Genomic DNA, 1,682 nt, shown 5'->3' on the forward strand with positions numbered 1-1,682 from the left:
TCAAAAAACCGTGTAATTGACTATATTTCAATAATTTCAAAGAACTATTTATCCACTTTTACGGGACAGTAGTGTATTAATACATTAAATGCTTGCTATTTATCCGTTAATCCTGTCATGGAAAGTCCAGGAGTTTTCATTCCCGGGGCTCCATGTCTTTTTTCAGTAATTCCTCCGCCTTCCGCCAGTCTCCTTTCATACTATGGGCAATTGCCATAGGATAAACAGAACGGCTGTCACTCTTTACTGTGTCCAATATCATCAGAGCCTTATCCGCATCCTTTTCATACTTTAAAAGCGCATTGGCATAGTTAAGTGCCGCCAGCGGATCAAGTGCAAACTGTTCATAAGCCTTCTTATATATGTTTACCGGATTTTTTCCCTGTTCGACATACTGTTGCGCCAGCCTGTACATCTCATACTGGCTCAGGCATCCGGGAACGGTAATAAACATTTCCTCCAATTCGTCATCCGTATAGGGACGAACATCAAATTCCATGTGAAAAACGGTACGGCGCAAAGTGGGATAAACTGTGGAAAGCAACTCCGCATAAACCTTTCCCCCATCTAAAGAGCGTATAGCCGCTTCACGGGCCACATCCGTATGATGCCTTTTAATAGCGGATAAAATTTCATCCTTATATGGCAAAGAAGATACATTTATAATATTTTCCAAGCCTTTCCAGTCTTCACCCACCCCTTCTATTTCGTATATGGAGGCTTTCTTGAGCTGCGGATACTTACTCAGTACATAATAAGAAAGCGTATGAGTACGACGTTCCGCCAAATGTTTATTATAACTAAACTCACCTTCCGGAGAAGCGTATCCCATGATATGTACCTCACGAAGCCTAGCCCCTTTGATCCGAAGCCCTTTGGATACAAAATCATCCAGACGGGCTAATTCTTCCTGATTTTTACCAAATCCAAGAAGAAGTCCATGCTGTGCGGATTTGAAAGTGACCTTACAGTCAAATTCTTCTTCATAACATTTTATCTCCACCTTTTCCGGAGTATAAAAAATGTATTTATAGTCTTCCGGGCCAAAAAGGTCTATCCCGGTTACCGGTATATTCAACTGGCTCACACCTTTACCGCACTCGGCACATCCATACACCTCTTCACGAAGAAAGAGATGGCCGGAAGCCATCCAACGTTCAAAAGGCAATGCTTCCCTGACGGAGATTCCAGGCTCCCTCAAATCTCTGGAACTGCGAATATCCTTCACAGGAAGTAATGTACCCGGGTTACCACCCAGTTTTTCCTTACGGGCAACAACCTTGTATCTTTTCTTTCCGGAAATACACAAAGGCGAGAAAGTAGTCCTGATATTGCCGTCAGAAGATACCAGAGAGGGATAGATATAAACAATTTCCTGTGTCTTCAACCGATTGATGGATTCTACTATATTGAAAGAAACGGTAAACATTTTCCCTTCCGGGCTACGTCCGGTTTTCACATCTGTATATTCCAAACGAGGATTCCCCTTTCTGACAACCTTATCCTCCACCTGTCCTACCACCGGCAAACAGTATACATATCCCAGCACAGAAAGTATTCCTATATAATATTGTATTGGTTTCATTGATTCTGTTTTTAATATTTACAATAATTCGTTAAAAATTCGCCACGCCTAAGCGGCTCTGGCAGTAAATAAAATGAGTTCTTTGAAAAGTTTGTCA

Annotated in this window: 1 protein-coding gene; it reads right to left on the reverse strand. The window is 41.8% G+C overall.

The window, feature by feature from the left end; all coding sequences use genetic code 11:
* Window positions 1-136: 136 nt before the first annotated feature.
* Window positions 137-1,585 carry a DUF3868 domain-containing protein gene (locus AB5903_RS22405; protein ID WP_195658662.1) on the reverse strand — a complete coding sequence of 483 codons (1,449 nt, stop codon included), beginning with the start codon at window positions 1,583-1,585 and terminating at the stop codon, window positions 137-139.
* Between the last annotated feature and the right edge of the window lie 97 nt (window positions 1,586-1,682).

Origin of the sequence: Bacteroides sp. 2201st1_D9_2201SCRN_220225 (assembly GCF_040928965.1) — a bacterium.
GTDB lineage: Bacteria > Bacteroidota > Bacteroidia > Bacteroidales > Bacteroidaceae > Bacteroides > Bacteroides stercoris.